This window comes from Microbacterium allomyrinae, assembly GCF_020682705.1.
GTDB lineage: Bacteria > Actinomycetota > Actinomycetes > Actinomycetales > Microbacteriaceae > Microbacterium > Microbacterium allomyrinae.
Genome location: NZ_JAGTTN010000003.1, coordinates 318,756 through 336,039, shown reverse-complemented (window position 1 = coordinate 336,039; position 17,284 = coordinate 318,756). Strand labels below are relative to the sequence as shown.

General features: G+C 67.4%; 12 protein-coding genes. 6 read left to right on the top strand and 6 right to left on the bottom strand.

Annotated features, from left to right (window positions below; all coding sequences use genetic code 11):
- Positions 1 to 17: 17 nt before the first annotated feature.
- From KEC57_RS11340 to KEC57_RS11330, 3 genes are all read right to left on the bottom strand, one after another.
- Positions 18 to 923 carry a helix-turn-helix domain-containing protein gene (locus tag KEC57_RS11340; RefSeq protein ID WP_229384726.1) on the bottom strand — a complete coding sequence of 302 codons (906 nt, stop codon included), beginning with the start codon at positions 921 to 923 and terminating at the stop codon, positions 18 to 20.
- Positions 924 to 1,085: 162 nt separating this feature from the next.
- Positions 1,086 to 1,655 carry a dihydrofolate reductase family protein gene (locus tag KEC57_RS11335; RefSeq protein WP_229384725.1) on the bottom strand — a complete coding sequence of 190 codons (570 nt, stop codon included), beginning with the start codon at positions 1,653 to 1,655 and terminating at the stop codon, positions 1,086 to 1,088.
- 376 nt (positions 1,656 to 2,031) lie between these two features.
- Complete coding sequence (locus KEC57_RS11330; RefSeq protein WP_229384724.1) at positions 2,032 to 2,898, bottom strand: helix-turn-helix domain-containing protein; 867 nt, start codon at positions 2,896 to 2,898, stop codon at positions 2,032 to 2,034.
- A 179-nt stretch (positions 2,899 to 3,077) separates the two neighbouring features.
- On the opposite strand from KEC57_RS11330, the gene KEC57_RS11325 reads away from it, so the two are divergent.
- Positions 3,078 to 4,097 carry a zinc-dependent alcohol dehydrogenase family protein gene (locus KEC57_RS11325; RefSeq protein WP_229384723.1) on the top strand — a complete coding sequence of 340 codons (1,020 nt, stop codon included), beginning with the start codon at positions 3,078 to 3,080 and terminating at the stop codon, positions 4,095 to 4,097.
- Between the two features lie 13 nt (positions 4,098 to 4,110).
- On the opposite strand, the gene KEC57_RS11320 is transcribed toward KEC57_RS11325, so the two are convergent.
- The gene (locus KEC57_RS11320; protein ID WP_229384722.1) at positions 4,111 to 5,580 is read right to left on the bottom strand and encodes a DUF1254 domain-containing protein; all 1,470 of its coding nucleotides are present in this window, start codon (positions 5,578 to 5,580) and stop codon (positions 4,111 to 4,113) included.
- A 127-nt stretch (positions 5,581 to 5,707) separates the two neighbouring features.
- Here KEC57_RS11320 and KEC57_RS11315 point away from each other — a divergent pair, with 127 nt between their 5' ends.
- On the top strand, positions 5,708 to 6,955 hold the full coding sequence (locus tag KEC57_RS11315; RefSeq protein ID WP_229384721.1) for an alpha/beta fold hydrolase: 1,248 nt from the start codon (positions 5,708 to 5,710) through the stop codon (positions 6,953 to 6,955).
- A 104-nt stretch (positions 6,956 to 7,059) separates the two neighbouring features.
- Here KEC57_RS11315 and KEC57_RS11310 read toward each other — a convergent pair whose 3' ends face one another.
- Complete coding sequence (locus KEC57_RS11310; protein ID WP_229384720.1) at positions 7,060 to 10,452, bottom strand: glycoside hydrolase family 31 family protein; 3,393 nt, start codon at positions 10,450 to 10,452, stop codon at positions 7,060 to 7,062.
- Between the two features lie 271 nt (positions 10,453 to 10,723).
- Positions 10,724 to 11,503 (bottom strand): IclR family transcriptional regulator, encoded by a 780-nt coding sequence (locus KEC57_RS11305; protein WP_229384719.1) that lies wholly within the window; start codon positions 11,501 to 11,503, stop codon positions 10,724 to 10,726.
- 165 nt (positions 11,504 to 11,668) lie between these two features.
- Here KEC57_RS11305 and KEC57_RS11300 point away from each other — a divergent pair, with 165 nt between their 5' ends.
- The 4 genes from KEC57_RS11300 to KEC57_RS11285 all read left to right on the top strand — a co-directional run bounded on the left by KEC57_RS11300 (position 11,669) and on the right by KEC57_RS11285 (position 17,273).
- Positions 11,669 to 12,613 (top strand): carbohydrate ABC transporter permease, encoded by a 945-nt coding sequence (locus tag KEC57_RS11300; RefSeq protein ID WP_229384718.1) that lies wholly within the window; start codon positions 11,669 to 11,671, stop codon positions 12,611 to 12,613.
- A 2-nt stretch (positions 12,614 to 12,615) separates the two neighbouring features.
- Positions 12,616 to 13,539 carry a carbohydrate ABC transporter permease gene (locus tag KEC57_RS11295; protein ID WP_229384717.1) on the top strand — a complete coding sequence of 308 codons (924 nt, stop codon included), beginning with the start codon at positions 12,616 to 12,618 and terminating at the stop codon, positions 13,537 to 13,539.
- A gap of 91 nt (positions 13,540 to 13,630) precedes the next feature.
- Positions 13,631 to 14,935 (top strand): extracellular solute-binding protein, encoded by a 1,305-nt coding sequence (locus tag KEC57_RS11290; protein WP_229384716.1) that lies wholly within the window; start codon positions 13,631 to 13,633, stop codon positions 14,933 to 14,935.
- Between the two features lie 46 nt (positions 14,936 to 14,981).
- Positions 14,982 to 17,273, top strand: coding sequence for an FAD-dependent oxidoreductase (locus KEC57_RS11285; RefSeq protein WP_229384715.1), 2,292 nt, complete (start codon positions 14,982 to 14,984; stop codon positions 17,271 to 17,273).
- Positions 17,274 to 17,284: the final 11 nt, after the last annotated feature.

Sequence of the window (17,284 nt, the reverse complement as noted above, 5' to 3'; positions counted from 1 at the left end):
GTCCACTCGCCCCTCGCTCAGTCCTCGTACGTGGCGAACTCGACGGCGGACCCGAATGAGGGCCTGACGAGCGGTCCCGCGGGAGGCGAGTCGGTGCCGTCAGCGGGGGAGAACAACTCGCGCGGACTGATGCCGAGACCCCGACGAAACGCGGCTGCGAACGCCGAAGGCGTGCTGTACCCGCATTCGATCGCCACCATCCACACGGGAACGTCATCGGCGAGAAGAGGAAGCGCAGTGCGGATGCACGCCAGTGCCCGCCAGCGGCCGATCGACTCGCCCGTCTCCTCCCGGAAGCGACGAGTGAGCGTGCGCTTGGACAGGCCGAGGCGCGCCGCGTCCTCCGTCAGCGAGTGGGCGCGCAGAGGATCCGCGGCGATGCTTCGCGCCAAACGTGCAAGCCGGAGATCGCGAGGAATCCGCAGGTCGAGCCGAGAACGAGACGTTGGCAGCACCAGGTCGATGACGGTGCGCTGCAGGCGCAGCCTGCTCGAGCGTGCCATGCCGTTGTCGCGCCCCCACTCGAGCAGCGCCCGCTGAGGACGCGGCATCAGTGTCGCCGTCGTCGACGCCCACGGCACCCGCACGAGCCGGGCGTCGAAGGCCGTGACGTTCGCGACGTCATGCGGACGCAGAAAGACATCGTGGGGTTGGTCCGCGGGCACCCATACCGCTCGCCCCGGCCGCACATGCCACACGTCGTGCGCCGCCTCGACCGCGAAGGGCGCATGCTCTGCCCAGTAGAGGCGATGCTCAGGATAGAGGCGGGCGGTGATCGCCGGGTCGATTCGCTTCGTCGTGAGCAAGTACCTCGCAGGAACGAGTTGCCCGGTATGCGGTTCCGGCACGATCGTCGGCGCGAAGTCGTCGGCGTACCGCGGAATCTTCCACTCGAAGGCCTCCGCCTCCCCCAGCACCTCCATTCCTGAATCGTATGCGTGCACCCCGCGACGCGGATCCATCCAGAGGAGTGTCGTCGCACTGCGGCACCGGCCTGGATTCAGGCACGGGCGAAGAGGACCTGTTCCGGGTCGGCTGCTGCCTCTCGCCACCGCCGTGACCGTGTGCGGGAACCTGCAGTCACGTCACGCCGTTCTTCTGGTCGGCCGGTATCGCATGGCTACCGCACCCGACCGGAACTCGTGGCGGTCCACGAGGTCGAGCTGGATGCGCTCGCGCAGACCCGCGAGCAACGTCGGCCCGTGTCCTGCGAGGACGGGCTGCACGAGGAACTCGTACTCGTCGATCAGTCCCAGATCTGCCAGCGCCAGGGGGAGCGTCACTCCGCCCACCCACAGGCCCTCGCCCGGCTCCTGTTTGAGACGCTCAACCGCCGGACCCAGGTCGCCGCGCACCAGTTCGGCATTCCAATCGACCCCGCTGAGCGTGCTCGACACGACGTGCTTCTTCGCCCGGTCGATGGTGTCGGCGAACGGGATCTCCCACTCATCCATCCAGTCGGGCCACGTGCCCCCGGCCGGCCTGCGCCATGCGGACTCCATCATCTCGTATGTCACCCGGCCGAACAGGAGGGCATCGGCTCGTGCCATCTCGGCGGTCCAGTAGCGCATCGACTCCTCGTCCGGCGGGAGTCCTGCCTCGTGATGGCAGCAACCGTCGAGCGTGACATTGATCGAATATCGAAGTGGTCTCATCCCACTGCTCTCCTTCGAGGATCGGCGTTCTCGCTGCCTGGGACTTCGTCGCGTCCGCGAACCACGTCGGTCGCTGGATGCCGACCACCCTAGCGATCCGGCGAAACATCGTGTTCTGTCGGGTTCGTCGCTCGCCGCGGACGGCCTGCCATCGGCCGATGCGCTGACACGATGGAGTCATGACGACGGAGACGTTGGAACAGTGGTTGCGGGCCCAACCCTCTCTGCAGGGATCGCCGCCATCGCTCGATGCCGTCGCGTTGTCCGCGGATCCGATCGACCTCTTCGTCTCGACGAACGGTAGCGGAGCAGCGCGGGTCGGCGACGTGGCGCAGGTTCGATGCGGCACCTTCCAGGAAGGTCGCAGGATCGCCGATCACCGCGCGGCGCTGAGGTCTGCTCCCCACGAAGCGAGCAGGCGCAGGCGATCCGCCGACGGCGAGCCGGGTTCGGCGCTGTAGATCAGGAGCACCTGGCCGGGGTCCGCCGTGATCGCGAGTTCCTCGTAGACGAGAGTCAGATCACCCACGACCGGGTGGCGGAATCGCTTCGTACCGGTGCCGTGGGTGCGGACGTTGTGCGCGGCCCAGAGCGTGCGGAATACGTCGCTGCGCGTGGAGAGCTCCCCGACGAGGTCCTGGATGCCCTTGTCGTGCGGGTCGCGGCCCGCCTCGGCGCGGATGACGGCGACGCACATGTCGGCGAAGGCATCCCAGTCGGGGTAGAAGTCGTGCGCCGCGGGGTCGAGGAACTGGAAGCGCGCGAAGTTGGGAGTGCGACCGCCGTCGCCGATGAGGGGTGAATAGAACGCGCGCCCGAGGTCATTGAACGCGAGCAGGTTCTGCCGTTGATCGCGCACCACGGCCACAGCGTCGGTCATCGACGCCAGCGCCCACTGCAGGCTGGGACGCGCAGCGCCCGGCGCGCTGGCACGACGGCGGTGGCGGCCGGATGACGGGATGCCGTCTGCCGCGCGCGCCAGGTCGAGAAGGTGGGCGTGTTCCGCATCGGTGAGCTGCAGGGCGCGGGAGATCGCGTCGAGGACGGCGGCGGATGCCCCCGCGATGGTGCCCCGCTCGAGCTTCGAGTAATACTCCACGCTGACACCTGCCAGCAGAGCGACCTCGGAGCGTCGCAGCCCGGCGACCCGCCGATTCGGTCCGGCGGAGATGCCGGCCGCGTCGAGCGTGAGGCGCGCTCGCCGAGTCATGAGGAACTCGCGGACCTCTGCTCGATTGTCCATACCGCCAGGGTAGGTCGCGACCCGCGCACGAGGGGTCCTCTGCTGGTACACCCCTCGTCAGGGACTCCCTGCCCGGCGCGCGAACGCGAAGACTGGATGCATTCCGCAGCGGCTCCGAGCCACGCCGGCCGACGGCGACGGAACTCCCCTCCACCGAGACCCCCGAAGGAGAACCCACCATGCGTGGAGTCATCATGTACGCCCCGGGCGATGTCCGGGTAGAAGACCGCGAGCACCCGACCATTCTCGAACCGACCGACGCGATCATCCGCGTCAGCGCTTCGTGCATCTGCGGCTCCGACCTGTGGCCGTACCGCGGGGCCGAGCCGGTCGACCACAACCCGATGGGACACGAGTACGTCGGTGTCGTCACCGAGATCGGGCACGACGTGGAGACAGTGAAGGTCGGCGACTTCGTCGTGGGATCGTTCTTCGCCTCCGACAACACGTGCGAGATCTGCCAGGCCGGCTACCAGTCGCGCTGCGTGCACGCCGAGCTGATGGGCACCATCGGCACCCAGGCGGAGTTCGCCCGCATCCCCCTCGCCGACGGCACTCTCGTCGCCACTCCCGGTCAGCCGGATGCCGACCTGATCCCGTCGCTGCTGGCCGCGTCCGATGTGCTGGGCACCGGCTGGTTCGCCGCCGTCGCCGCCGAAGCGGGCCCGGGCAAGACGGTGGCGGTCGTCGGCGACGGTGCGGTGGGTCTGCTCGGAATCCTCGCCGCACGAGAGCTCGGCGCAGAGCGGATCATCGCGATGTCGCGGCACGCCGATCGTCAGGCCCTCGCCCGCGAGTTCGGAGCGACCGACATCGTCGAGGAGCGCGGCGAAGAAGGAGTGGAGAGGATCAAGGAGCTCACCGATGGGATGGGCGCGCACAGCGTGATCGAGGCGGTCGGCACGCAGGAGTCGATGATGCAGGCCATCCGCGCCACCCGCCCGGGTGGTCACGTCGGCTATGTCGGGGTCTCCCACGACGTCTCGCTCGACGGGCTCGAGCTCTTCTTCTCGGGCATCCACCTGCACGGCGGTCCCGCTCCGGTGCGGCGATTCCTGCCCGAGCTGATCCAGCTGATCTGGGATCGCAAGATCGACCCCGGCCAGGTGTTCGACCTCACCCTGCCCCTCGAGGATGCCGCCGAGGGCTACAAGGCGATGGATGAACGACGCGCCACCAAAGTCCTGCTCACGCTCTGATCCGCTCGGGCGGTCAGTCCTTCTCGCGCACGAACTCGGGCAGCCGCCACGTCATGTCGAACCACGGCTCGAGCGGGCCGTAGAGCCGAAGCAGCGGCCACCACGACTTGCCCGGGAGGGTGGGGATCCAGTTGGACTCCTTGCCCTCCGGGGCGGTCGGGCCGAACCACAGCACGTGCGAGCCATCGTCTTCGATCTGAAGATCGCCCTCGAGGCTCGACAGTGCCGGGTAGGCCGTGGACTGCAGCAGCGACCGGGTCTGCGTGTCGTAGATGTCGATCGACCAGAAGTTCTTGGCCGGCGGATCTGCGGGGATGCGCAACGAGTAGGTCTCGGCCCCGTCGAGCAGGGCGCCATCCGCATCCTCCGCCGTATAGATGTACGCCGAGCCGGCGCCGACCTGCGCGTGCGCCATCGCCGGGGTGATCACCGTCGCCGCGTAGTGGAAGAGCGTGCGCGCGTCGAGGTTGCGGGCGCCGTCGCTCAGGAACTCGTAGTTGCCCCCGACGAAGCCCTCCTTCCACGAGGACCCCTCCCAGCGGAGGGACTCGGGGTCCCGCGCCGCGTAGAGCGTGGCGCGTGCCATTGCTGCACCGGTACGTGCCGCCTGATCGAGGATGCCGCGTAGGCGCTCGTCGGGTGCGAACGGTTTCGCATGCGTGATGCCGAGCGAGCGCAACGTGCCCGCCCGCTCCGGGTCGAGTGCGCCGACCGGCTCCTCGGCGACGAGCTCGGCGATCTCCTCGAAGAACGAGAAGTCGTTGGCGTGGATGGTGTTGAAGACCTGGTCGGCGATGTTTACGAAGGTGTTCTCCGGCGGGGCGGCGGCGTCGCTCAGCCGGTAGATGCGGGACTGCTTGATGGCAGGCACGCCGCCCAGGGCCCGGATCACGACGAAGTTCGTGAACGTCGAGCTCTCGTACGTGTGGTACCCGTCGGGCCGCTCGCCCTTGTAGCCCGGCGGGAGGAAGAGGTACTTTCCACCGGCACCCTTGTCGGGGCCTGCGATACCCATGTCGGCGACGTAGCGGAACCAGAAGTCGTCGACGACACCGAGCGCCTGCGGGGGCGCCTCGATGACGGTCGGCCCCCAGGCCTTCAAGTCGAGGAACGCCACTCCATACGTGGTCTCGGTGTTCGGCGTGAGCCAGAGGGCGCCGGAGTTGCACCTCGGATCGGTGTAGGCGATCTTGTCGGGCGAGTCGACGCCGGCGACACGCAGGCCCTTGCGCATGGCGACCAGCGATGCTCCCGGAACGGCATTCAAGAACGCCGTGATGCCGCGCACCAGGTCGAGGCCGTCGAAGATCGACTGCACGGATTCGGGCTTGGGTACGCCGTCGAAGAACTCGAACTCGCCGAACGGCGTCGACAGCAGGTCCGGGGTCGAGAGATGGTTCACTTCCTCTGCGAGCTGCTCCGCCGTCAGTCCTGGACCCTTGGATCCTTCGATCGCCATATTCATCCCCTTGTTGATAGGCACTCTCGCGAGTCTGTCAGCGCGGGCAACGCGGTGGCATCACCCCGACGGTGTGATCTGCGGATGTCTGCAGGGCCGGCTTGTCGAGAGGCCGCTGACGCCGTCGCACGCCTGGAATAGGCTCGTGGCCATGTCTGTGACGAGGCGCCGCATGCAGGATCTCACCGTCGAAGACCACACGCTCACCGTGCCGCTCGCCTGGGCGAACCCGGGCGATGGCCGCACCATCGACATCCACGCCTCCGTCGTGAGCCGCGCGGGCGGCGAGACGCTGCCGCTCCTGGTGTTCCTGCAGGGCGGGCCTGGGCATGAAGCGCCCCGCCCGTTCCATTCGCCGGCGTCGCCGTCGTGGCTGGACGAAGCGCTCGAGCACTACCGGGTCGTCCTGATCGACCAGCGCGGCACGGGGCGTTCGACTCCCATCGGCGACCGCGATCTCGAACGCGGTACCGACGCGCTCGTCGAGTACATCACTCACCTCCGGGCCGACGCGATCGTGCGCGACTGCGAGGCCCTGCGCGAGCATCTGAGCGTCGAGCGGTGGAGCGTGCTCGGGCAGTCCTTCGGCGGGTTCACGACCCTCGCCTACCTCTCCACGGATGCCGCATCGCTCGACCACGTGTTCATCACGGGCGGACTGAGCGCGGTCGGACGGCATCCGGATGACGTGTACGCCCTCACGTACGACAAGATGCGTACCGAGTCCGCCCGCTACTACCGGCGGTTCCCCGCGCACCGGGATGCGATGCGTCGCGTCGCCGACCTCGCCGCCCACGGGCGCATCGTCCTGCCGGACGGGGAGGTGGCATCGGTCTCGCGCGCTCGATCGCTCGGGTCGCTGCTCGGATTGAATGACGGATGGCAGACGCTCTGGGCCCTGCTCGAGCTCGACCCGCTGTCCAATGCATTCCGCCACGACCTGGCGGCGGCCATGCCCTACGGCGCGCGCAACCCGCTGTACTACGCCTTCCACGAGTCGAGCTACGCCGACGGCGATGCGACACGATGGTCGGCGGAGCGCGTCGAGCCTGCCGACTTCGCGGCCGACCCGACGCTGCTCACCGGCGAGCACGTGCGCCGAGAATGGCTTGACACCGTGCCCGGGTTCCAGCCGTGGCGCGACGTGACGCTGGCGCTCGCCGAGTTCGAGTGGCCCCACCTGTATGACGCAGCGGCGATCGAGGCGTCCGGAGCGCGAGGTGCCGCCGCCGTCTACGCCAACGACGTCTTCGTGCCATATGAGTTCTCGATGCAGACCGCGGCACTGCTGCCTGGCGTGACCCCCTGGATCACCAGCGAGCACGAGCACAACGGCCTACGCGTCGGCGGCGTGCTGCCGCGACTCATCGATATCGCCCACGGACGCAGCGTGCGCTGAGGCGCGCAGCGGGGCACCCGCTCTCCACGCCCGCCGACGTGGAAGAACGGATGCCGCGTGAAGCGGCATCCGCTCTTCTGGAAACGCTCGACTCGACGAGACAGCTACTCCTTCACAGTCACCTTGAGAGGAGCGCTCGCGGTGGTACCGGCCGCATTGCTGAACTCGACGATGTACGTGCGTGCTCCCGGGCTCCGGCCGGAGACCACGACGACGGCCTGCTGCGCCGCGGGAGTCTTCGCCTCGAGCGCGCCGGAGGCGATGATCGCACCGTCTTCGCGCAGCGCCCAGGACGTGGCATTGGTTCCCCACCAGAGGTTTGCGGTCACCGCGTAGGTGCCGTCGCCGTCGCGATTGTCGTGCGAGAGCACCGGGACCGCGGGCTTCGCGTCGCGGACCGTGACCGTGAGAGGGGCGGTAGCTGTGGTGCCCTTCGAATTGATCAGCTCGGCCGTGTAGACGTATTCGCCGTCGTGGCGGCCGGAGATCGGCACGGTCACCGACTGCGGCGCCGGTCCCGCAGCAGTCAGATCCTGGGTGTGGATCAGGATGCCGTTCTCGTAGAACTTGATCCGCGATGCGTTCGCGCCCCACCACAGGTTCATGCGCAGTTCGAACTCACCGTCGTGCAGCCCATGCGCCCAGCCGCTCGTGCTCGAGAGGACGCCCACTCCGGGTGCCTTCAGCTCGTCGTCGGCGGGCAGGGGCGGCTCCACGTCGGCGTCGGCGAGGACGTAGTCGACGCCGGGCTCGATCCCGAAGACGACGGCCCCGGTCGTCTCGTCCACGGTGAATGAGACGTCTGCCCCGGATTCATCGCGGACGACCAGTTCGTCTTTCGCCCACACGGTGTTCCTCGCCGAGATCGTGCTCTTCGTCTCGCCGTCGGACGCGGTGTAGACGAAGTCCTCGCCCGAGGCCACCGGGTGCACGCTCGCCTGGAGGGCCTCTCCTTCTCCGGTTCGCGTCACCAGGATGCCGGCTCCGCCGACGAAGGCGGGGATCTTGCCGAACGGCTGCGGGTACGCCTCGAGCGTCGTCGGGCCGACGAACCGCTCGCCGGTCTCGATGTCCTGCCATTGACCCGCCGGAAGGTAGACGTCGCGCGACATGGCGGTCTCCGTGTCACTGCCGTAGAGCGGAGCCACCAGCAGCGACGAGCCCAGCATCCATTCGTACTGCTTGGCCGCGTACGACACGAGATCGTACGTGGCGGCGTCGCTCGGGAACGCGATCGGCAGCGGTGTCGCCGTCGCTGGGTACCCGGACTCCCACGACGAGATCGCCGCCGAGTAGATGTACGGCTGGAAAGTGCCGTGCCACTGCGCGGCCTTGAGGGTGGCGGCGACGAGCTCCGGATCGTTCATGCGCCAGGGCTCGTTGCCGAACGACATGGACGGCGACATCGCGGCCATCATCGCGTTTCGTGCCAGGAACTTCTGCTTGGCGGTGTTGGTCTCCAGGTCCGTGATGATGCGGCCGCCCACGATGTCGGGATAGAAGTTCGGCTGACCGCTCGCGGCGTACGCGAGCCCGTTGACCACCGTCCGGTCGCGGTCCGCTCCGCCGTGGTTGTAGTCGGTGTCGTTCAGGCGCAGGATCGAGCCGCCGACGGAGAATGCGGAATTGCGCACCATCGTCAGTGCGCCGCTCGCGTCGAGCGCCTCGTTGATCGGATTCACCAGGGCGTTGTTCACGTAGCCGTTCGCGGTGCCATTGAACATATGGTCCTCCTTGTAGCCATCGACACCCCACTCCGCGCTCCGCTCTGCGAACCAGGCGACCGCTTCCGCGTCGTCGGGGTCGATGAGGTACATCGCGGTGTTCGGGAACGACACCGGAGTGAAGACCTTGGGCGTGCCGTCGGCATCCAGGATGAAGTAGCCGCGATCGATGCCGATCTGAGTGCCGTCGCCGTCGAGGGCGGGGTCGTACGCGCCTCCGTCGGAGGGCAGGGCGCGGAATGACTGCCGTGCTCCGAGGATCAGGGCGACGCCGTTGTCCTGGAAGAACTGCTTGTAGGCATCGGGTTGCGGATACTTGGATCCCCAGAGCCCGAAGCTGGAGGTGGTGCCCTGGGCGCTGCCACTGCCGTACGGCCAGAATCCCGACCCGGTCACGGCCCACTCGAGTGGGTATCCCTTCTCCAGGTACTGAGTGACGGAGTTCGTGATCGTCGCCTGATTCGTGTTGTAGCCGAGCGCGCCGTACGACTCGTACCCGACCCCGAAGAAGGTGTAGTCCGGTTTCGCGTCGAGGTACCCGGCGCCGCGGCGGACCTCGGCGTAGCGTGCGTAGATCGTCGCGGGATCGCCGAAGAAGTAGTGCAGCTCGGGCATGGATGCGCCGTCCACGCCGAGCAGCGTCGCGGCCGCGTCGACCTGGATCGCGAGCCGCTCGTCCGACAGATCGACTTGACCGAAGCCGCGGTTGGGGAAGATCGTGAAGTTCGAGACGAACCGCTGGTTGGTCGTTCCCGAACCCAGCTGCGCGTAGTAGTCGAGATTCTTCACGCCGTAAGCGTTCAGATTCGAGCGGTGTCCGGCAAGGTCACCCAGTCCATATGCCGGGTTCAGGCCGCCCGCGACCTGAGCCCGGATCTTGCCGTGCACCCCGTCATCGGCGCTCACCGCGAGATTCACAGAGTCGGCTGACGGAACGACGGTGGCCGTCGCGGTGCGCCCGTCGGAGAACGTCACCGTGAACGTCACGGCGTGCTGATCCGCCGAGGCGAGTGTCGCCGAGACCGCATCGCACATCTCTGCGTCGTCTCCGGCGAGCTGCAGGCCTGCTGTCGGATGCGCGGCCGCCGCGACCGCGCCCGCCGACTCCAGGGCGTAGCGGAATCCCGTGCGGTCGACGGACATGGCCCAGTCGGATGCCTCGATCCGCGTCGTCGTTCCCGCCTGCGTGAGCGTGTATCCGGGAAAGACCTGCGCCGGCGCATCCAGGGCAGGGGCTGCTGACGCGATCACGCCGCATTCCCCGTCCGGCTCGCCGCCGCCTTCGGTGCGGGGCGTCAGACGGACCGCATTCGCGCGAGTGATGACGTTCTTCGTCGGATCGGTCACCGCGTCTCCTGCGGTCGCGGTCACCGTCATGCTGAAAGCCTGGTCCGTGTCGAGGAACGCGCTTCCGATCGTGCGCCAGGCGTTGCCGGCACTGGCCTGATTCACGACCGTCGGGGTGTCGGGGCCGCTCGTCCAGTTGTATTCCGCCGGCGCGTTGTCGACGCTCGCCGCGTAGTAGACGGCGATGTCGTAGGTCGCGGCCGCCGGCGCGGTCGCGGTCCAGGTCGCGGTGGCGCCCGGCTCACGGCTGAACCGCTCGGGCGTGCCGGAGTAACCGGACGCGCGCGCGGTCGCCCACGTGCCGGTCTCGCTGTACTGTCCCGCGGATGCGGGGGTGACGACCACCGGCTCGACGGCTGCGGCGGGCAGTGCGACGAGGGCGAGTGGGATGGCGAGTGCAGCGCCCGCGAGGGCGGCGACCACCATTCGTGTTCGGGATCTGACCGATGCGGCAGTGCGTGACAAGGTGATGTCTCCTTTGACAGTGCGAACGGCACAGCGGCAGCCAGGAAGCGCGACGCTGATGATTTCGCACGGACATTACCATTGGATGCACATGTACTGCCACTCAATGGTGAAAGCACACCATCCAGTGGGAAGCGCGATCGACGGATGGCGGCGCGAAATTTCGGGGGAGGCCGTCGCGGGCATCATCCGGCGACGAGGCTGTACCTCGAGCGGTAGAGAGCGACCGCGGTCAGTGCGGGACGGCCGAGATCAGGCCGAGGGCGACGCTGATCCGATCGGCGACCTCGATGAGGTCCTCGCGGACCTCGTCGAGGTCCACTCCTCGGATCAGACTGAGCCGGCCGGAGATCGAGATCGCGGCGGCGACGTCGCCCACTGCCGTGCGGATCGGTGCGGCGATGCAGAAGCGGCCGAGTGCCAGTTCCTGGTCTTCGGTGCTCGTGCCGAGGATGGCGATCTGGGCGAGTTCGGCGGTCAGCTGCTCGTGAGTCGTGATGGTGTTCGCCGTGTAGCGAGGGAGCGGGTCTTCGCCGAGGATCGCATGACGCTCGTCTTCGGTCATGTCGATCAGCAGGCACTTTCCGAGTGCCGATGCGTGCAGCGGCTGGCGGAAGCCCACCATCGTGTGGGACTTGGGCGCCTTGGCCCCCTCGAAGTGACAGAGGTAGATGAGGCTCGATCCGTCACGCACGCCGACGTTCACGCTGAGACCGATGCGCTGTGCGAGCTCCTGCGCCGCCGCGCGCGATTCGCGATGCAGCGGATTCTGATTGAGGCCGTGGCTCGCGAGCGCCAGTATCGCGGCGCCGATCCCATACGACTGCGTGTCAGCGATCTTCGAGACGTAGCCGAGTTCCTCGAGCGAGCTGAGCAGGCGCGCGACCGTCGAGGCGCCGAGGCCCGTCGCCCGCACGATGTCCGAAGCGCGGAGCGGGCCGGTCTTCGATTCAGCCAGTGCGGTGAGCACCGATGCCGCGCGTCCGATGCTCTGTTGTACCTCGACGGTCATTCCAGCTCCTCTGGTGCACTCCGGCTACCGGTGAGCGAGCAGCCGGTCTCACGATACCGCAGGGCATGGCCCATCAAGCGAGAAGTGTTTGCCACTGAGTGGTAATTGATGTGCATTAGGTGGTATCTTCCTGAAAACACCCGACAACGACGTTGTGAGTCCCCAATGACGCTTTACGCATCGCCCGACGCGCCGCCGAAGGACGCGGCCGCCTCGAGAGACGGGCACGCGAAGCCCGGCCGTCTCTCCGAGACCCGCTTCCTCATTCTGCTGCTGCTGCCGGGAGCCGCACTGCTGATCGGCGTCGTGCTGTATCCCCTGCTGCGATCGCTCGCCTCGGCATTCTTCGAGGAGAGCCTGCTGTACCCCGGCATGACCTGGGTGGGCTTCGACAACATCATCGCCGTTCTGCAGGACGACTTCGCCGCGCTGCTGTCGCAGACGCTCATCTTCACCGTCGGTGCGACGGTCTTCCCGTTCGTGATCGGTCTCGCGCTCGCGCTCGCGCTGAACGAGCGCTTCCGTGGGCAGAAGATCCTGCGGGGCGCGTTCCTCATCCCGTGGTTGATCCCGAGCGTCGTCGTGTCTTTCCTATGGATGTGGATCTTCGACGCGAACTACGGTGTGCTCAACGGTCTGCTGATGCAGTTGGGTCTCATCGACGCCCCGTTCGCCTGGCTGTTCCACACGGATACCGCTCGCGGGGCGCTCATCGTCGCGAAGACGTGGAACTCGTTCCCCTGGATCATGGTCATGCTGCTCGCCGCGCTGCAGAGCGTGCCGGAAGAGCTGCACGAGGCGGCGGCGATGGACGGTGCCGGACCCGTCCGTCGCTTCTTCACGGTGACCTGGCCCCACATCCGGGGGGTGGCAGGCCTTGTCGTCCTCCTCGAGTTCATCTGGAACTTCCAGCACTTCGACACGATCTTCGTGCTCACCGGGGGCGGTCCCGCGGGCACCACGCAGACCTTCGCCACGGAGGTCTACGACACCGCGTTCAAGGGCTATGACCTGGGTCACGCGGGTGCGCTCGGCCTGCTGTGGATGGCCCTCCTCATGATCCTCGTCGTCGTCTACGTGCGCTTCTCCGAGCGCGGAGAGAAGAAGTGAGCATGAACGGAACGCTCTCCCCCGAACCGACGATCGACCTCGCGAACACCGAGGACGCGGTCGCGTCGGTGCTCTCGAGCGAGCCCCGCGCACGTCGTGGGCGGCGGCGTCGACCGCGGTTCGCACTCTGGATCTCGCTCGTCGTGATCGGACTGTTCACGTTCCTGCCGATCTACTGGCTCGCCGTCACCTCGGTCACGCCCGACGGCGAGGTCTTCTCCTTCCCGCCGCGCTTGTTCCCCACGGAGATCACCTTCGAGCACTACATCTCGGTGTTCGCCGATCCCGCGATCTTCGAGTACCTCCGCAACAGCATCATCGTCTCGGTCATCACCGCCGTGCTCTCGGTCGTCGTGTCGATGTACATGGCGTATGCGTTCTCGAAGTTCCGCTTCCGCGGGCGGACATCCCTCATGTACTTCGTGCTGTCGAGTCAGATGTTCCCGCAGGCGCTGCTGCTGGTCACGCTCTACGTGGTGTTCGCCCAGTTCGGCCTGCTCAACACATATCAGGCGCTCATCATCTCGTTCACCACATTCACGCTGCCGCTGTGCGTGTGGATGCTGAAGGGCTTCTTCGACACGCTGCCAGACGATCTGATCGAGGCGGCGAAGATCGACGGCGCGGGCCACTGGCGCACGCTGCACTCCGTCATCCTTCCGCTGGCGGCCCCGGGCCTGGTCGCCGCCGGACTCTTCGCCTTCGTGCGCGGGTGGAACGACTTCATGTTCGCCCTCACCCTCGCCGGTCCGGAGAAGCAGACGCTGCCACCGGGCCTCGTCAACACCTTCATCGGAGAGACGGCCACCGCATGGCCCGAGCTCATGGCCGCCTCGCTGCTCGTCTCCATCCCCGTCTGCGTCGCGTTCATCCTGCTGCAGCGGTACCTCGTGGGCGGGATCACCGCCGGCGCCGTCAAGGGCTGACGCTCGGTCCGCATCGGCGATCGCCTTCGCCTTCTTCCCCCTGTTCCAGACCCCGCCGCATCATCCCGCAGCACAGATCAAAGGAGAACCCATGACTGCACAGCTCACGCGCCGCGACATCTTCCGCTATTCCGCGGTCGGTCTCGGCAGTCTTGCGCTCGCCGGCATCGCCGCCGGGTGCGCTCCTGGAGGCGCCGGCACGACAGCGCCGTCGGCATCGAGCGGCCCCGTCAAAGCGACGAACTTCGACTTCGTGTCGTGGGGCATGTCGGAAGAGGCCACGAAGCCTGCGCTCGGAGCATCCGTGAACGCCTTCGCGAAGAAGGATGGGATCACGATCGAGACGCCCAGCTACCCCTTCAACGACTACCTCAACCAGCTCACCCTGCAGGTGCGAGGTGGGCAGTTCGCCGGCGCGGCGCAGCTCGATGTGGCGTGGCTGTCGAGCCTCGCGGCGCTCGGAAAGCTCACCGATCTCGGAGCCAAGGCCGAAGGGCGCGGGTACACCGATGCCGCCCTGGTGGCCGGACAGTTCGACGGCGCGCAGCTGGGCCTGCCGTGGACGATCGCCGCCATCGGCCCGATCACCAACACCGAGCTGTTCGAGAAGGCCGGGGTGAGCAATGCGCCGGCGACCATCGAGGAGTTCGAGGAGTCGCTGCGTGCGGTCAAGGGTCTCGGCGGCGGGGTCATTCCCTATGCCGCGTCGACGAAGACGGCGCAGCTGAAGGACATCATCGTGTGGATGCAGACCTTCGGTTCGCCGATCGTCGAGGACGGCAAGGTCACCATCGGTGATGCCGAGTCGATCGCCGCCGTCACCTGGTACAAGAAGCTGTTCGACGAGGGCCTGATCGCCGCCGACATCGACCGGGCGGCCGCGCGCGCGCTGTTCGGCCAGGGCCGCACCGCGATCTATGACGATGCGCCCGCCGGGCGTGCGGGAGTTCTCAAGTCCGCCTCGGATCCCGACCTCGCCGCGAAGATGTCGCCCGTCGCGCGACCAGTGCTGAAGGCGGGCGACACCTCACAGGAACTCCTGTGGGGCCACCTGGTCGTCGTCGTGGACGGCGAGGGCGCAGGCACCGCCGCCGATTTCGCACAATGGCTCACGAGCGATCCGGCGCAGCAGATCAGCTACTTCACGGCGCTGGGGCTGCCTCCGACGACGACCGAGGCGCTGGAGTCGTCGGCTGTCACGGGCAACACGTTCGTCAACGACTTCACGACGCGGATCACGAAGGACGCGAAGGCGAGCCCGCTCTGGCAGTACGTGCAGTACGCGCAGATGGAGACGGCCATCGCGGAGCAGGTGCAGGCGGTGCTCGTCGGGTCGGCCGCGCCGAAGGCCGCGATGAAGGCCGCGGGCGAACAGGTCCAGGCGCTCATCGGCTGAGACGTCGCCCGCTCGCCCGCACTCCAGACCCGCATCGAAGGAAGACATGTATCACCGCTCCGTTCACTCCGACCTCACCGTGGTCGGAGGAGGTCTCGCCGGCGTTTCCGCCGCCATCAGCGCCGCCCGTCTGGGCAAGCGCGTGGCGCTCGTGAACAACCGGCCCGTGCTGGGCGGAAACTCGTCTTCCGAGATCCGGGTCTGGGTGTGCGGCGCGACCTCGCACGGCATACAGCGATTCGCGCGCGAGTCAGGGGTGATCGGCGAGCTCTACGTCGAGAATCAGTACCGCAATCCGGAGGGCAATCCCATCCACTGGGATGAGGTCGTGCTCGACGCTGTGCGGGCTGAACCCAACATCTCGCTGCACCTCAACACCGACGTGCGTTCCGTCGGGACCGCCGACGCCGACGGCGACCGCACCGTCTCATCCGTCACCGGATGGACGATGGGCTCAGAGATAGAGACGGTCTTCACGAGTCCCCTGTTCGTGGATGCCTCGGGGGACGGTCTGATCGGATTCCTCGCGGGCGCGGACTTCCGCCTCGGCCGCGAGGCGCGGCATGAGTACGACGAGCCCTGGGCGCCGGAAGTGGCCGATATGGAGTTCCTCGGTTCGACGATCCTCTTCTACACCAAGGATCTCGGCCGCCCGGTGGAGTACATCGCACCGGATTCGGCGAAGGACATCACCACGACGCCGATTCCTGAATCGCGAATCATTCGCTCCGGCGACAACGGCGCCCACTACTGGTGGATCGAATGGGGCGGCGAGCTCGACATCGTCCACGACAACGACCGGATCCGCGATGAGCTGAGGTCAGTGATCTTCGGCATCTGGGATTACATCAAGAACTCGGGCAAGTTCGACGCGGAAACCCTCGACCTCGAGTGGGTCGGTGCGCTTCCGGGAAAGCGTGAGTACCGCAGATTCCTCGGCGATCACGTCCTGAGCCAGCGTGACATTCTCGAGCAACGGGTGTTCCCGGATGCTGTCGCCTACGGCGGCTGGTCGATCGACCTCCATCCCGTCGAGGGCATGTACGGCACCACCGCCGGAGCGCATCAGCGCTACTCGGACGGCCTATACGGCATCCCGTTCCGCAGCCTCTACTCGCGCAACGTCGCGAACCTCCTGTTCGCAGGGCGCGATATCTCCGCCACGCACGTCGCATTCGGATCCACCCGTGTGATGGCGACCTGCGCCACCACGGGTGAGGCGGTCGGCACCGCGGCATCGCTCGCGATCGACCTCGGCGTGCGCCCCCGGGAACTCGCGACCGAGCACGCCGACGCGCTGCAGCAGCTCCTGCTGAGGCAGGACGCCTCGATCTTCGGCGTCGCGAATCACGACCCGCTCGACCTCGCGCCGCACGCGAAGGTCACCGCCTCGAGCACCCTCGACACCCTCGACCCGGCGGCGGGCTGGCCGCTCGCCGAGGAGCGCCGTCATCGCCTCGACTCCGACCTGGGAATCGTGGTCCCCGTCGATCCGGTGCTCGACTCGGTATCGGTCTTGATCACCACGAGCATCGACACCGAGCTGGCGGTCTCGCTGTGGACCACCGGACAGCTGCAGAACGCCGTGCCCGTGCGGCACGAGCGGAGCACGACAGTGTCCCTGTCTGCGTCGGAGGAACCCGTGTGGGTCACCATTCCGCTGGAGTGGCGACCGGAGCGCGCCGAGAACGTGGTGGTCGTTCTCGAAGCGAACCCTGCGATCTCGGTGGAACTCGTTCGCGGCGTGGCTCCGGGAGTGCTCGCGCTGCCGCATTCACCTCAGGACGATGGCGACGTGAACGTCGCGGTCAGCGAAGACGAGGCGCTCGTGAGCTGGCCCGCCATCCCGCTCCGCGGCTGGGGGCCGAGGATGCGCGTCGAGCCCTCGACGGACGCCTTCGCCCCAGCGAAGGCGGTGGGCGGCTACCAGCGACCGTTCGGGGGGCCGCAGCTGTGGGTCTCGAGCGCCGTGGGCGACGCCGACGAGTGGCTGCAGCTCGAGTGGACGGAGCCGAAGTCCGTGCGCGCCATCCGTCTCGTGTTCGATGACGACGTCGACGTCGAGCTGAACACGCTGCATCACCACCGCACCCCTGACCGCGTCTTTCCCGAACTCGTCCGTGACTACACGGTCGAGGGGCGCGCCGACGGAGAGTGGATGCAGCTCGCACACGTCTCGGGGAATCGTCGGCGGCAGCGGGTTCATCACCTCGACGAGCCCGCGTGCGTCGACGCCCTGCGCCTCGTGGTCCATGCGACCAACGGCGACCCGCACGCGCGCGTGGTGAGCATCCGCGCCTACGCGCACGACTCGCCTGTACCTGTACCCGGAGTCTGACGCATTCGAAG

Coding starts and splice junctions, on each gene's coding strand:
- KEC57_RS11340 (WP_229384726.1), bottom strand. CDS start 923: ATGGAGGTGCTGGGGGAGGCGGAGGCCTTCGAGTGGAAGATTCCGCGG.
- KEC57_RS11335 (WP_229384725.1), bottom strand. CDS start 1,655: ATGAGACCACTTCGATATTCGATCAATGTCACGCTCGACGGTTGCTGC.
- KEC57_RS11330 (WP_229384724.1), bottom strand. CDS start 2,898: ATGGACAATCGAGCAGAGGTCCGCGAGTTCCTCATGACTCGGCGAGCG.
- KEC57_RS11325 (WP_229384723.1), top strand. CDS start 3,078: ATGCGTGGAGTCATCATGTACGCCCCGGGCGATGTCCGGGTAGAAGAC.
- KEC57_RS11315 (WP_229384721.1), top strand. CDS start 5,708: ATGTCTGTGACGAGGCGCCGCATGCAGGATCTCACCGTCGAAGACCAC.
- KEC57_RS11310 (WP_229384720.1), bottom strand. CDS start 10,452: ATGGTGGTCGCCGCCCTCGCGGGCGCTGCACTCGCCATCCCACTCGCC.
- KEC57_RS11305 (WP_229384719.1), bottom strand. CDS start 11,503: ATGACCGTCGAGGTACAACAGAGCATCGGACGCGCGGCATCGGTGCTC.
- KEC57_RS11300 (WP_229384718.1), top strand. CDS start 11,669: ATGACGCTTTACGCATCGCCCGACGCGCCGCCGAAGGACGCGGCCGCC.
- KEC57_RS11295 (WP_229384717.1), top strand. CDS start 12,616: ATGAACGGAACGCTCTCCCCCGAACCGACGATCGACCTCGCGAACACC.
- KEC57_RS11290 (WP_229384716.1), top strand. CDS start 13,631: ATGACTGCACAGCTCACGCGCCGCGACATCTTCCGCTATTCCGCGGTC.
- KEC57_RS11285 (WP_229384715.1), top strand. CDS start 14,982: ATGTATCACCGCTCCGTTCACTCCGACCTCACCGTGGTCGGAGGAGGT.